The organism is Cryomorphaceae bacterium 1068, assembly GCA_027214385.1.
Taxonomy (GTDB): Bacteria; Bacteroidota; Bacteroidia; order Flavobacteriales_D; family Cryomorphaceae; genus JAKVAV01.
The window spans coordinates 1-704 of sequence record JAPVXR010000044.1 but is presented as its reverse complement, the minus strand read 5'-3'; the positions used below and the strand labels follow the sequence as shown (position 1 = coordinate 704).

The following is a 704-nucleotide window of genomic DNA, read 5'->3' as shown; positions in this document are numbered from 1 at the left end:
AATCCTTCACCACAAGTAAGTGGAACAGGGCATCCGATAGAAGATATCGACACTATCTCTGAAAGCGGACAAGTCAAGCCCAACACATTCACTTCGATAACTACATCAGCATCGAGTGGAAGGTCATCAATTTCAACTGTTTGACCAACTAAGTTAGGTATTGATCCCCCTCCGAAAGAGACACCGTCCACCTCTGCAGTTACCACCAATAACGGTGCGCCTCCGGGAGAAGCAACGTCAATAGTAACTACTGCATCAAAATTGAAGTCTTCACAACTTCTTTCGGTAACAATTGAAAATTCAGGTGCAGTACAACTAGGTGGGTCTGTAGCAAAAAAGTTCTCGGTGTATTCCAAGCACTGCCCGATACAGTTGGTGGTGAAATCACCTGAAGTACATCCCGTTGGATTGGTGCCTTCAATTACCACGGCTCCATTGTCATAGGCTATGGACCATACAATGTCAGTTTCAGGAAAAAAGTTCCAACCGTCACCGTAGTCATCGTAGGCATTGAATGTATACTCAACACCGGGAGTTAGACAAAAGTCAAACGTCCCGTCGACGTAATCGCCGCAATCCACTGAAATGACCGGGTCTCCCCCGTCAGCAGGGACGATCTCCCAACTTCTTTCTCCAATAAAACTCCCTCCGGGAGCTAACGTAATTTCATAGGCAGTTTCTCCCGGGTCGCATTGCGAGTAGCC

The 704-nt window shown here is 47.0% G+C and carries 1 protein-coding gene; it reads right to left on the bottom strand.

The annotated features are described in order from the left end of the window. Positions 1–704: hypothetical protein (locus tag O3Q51_18390; GenBank protein ID MCZ4410792.1), on the bottom strand; the 704-nt coding region annotated here is incomplete at both ends.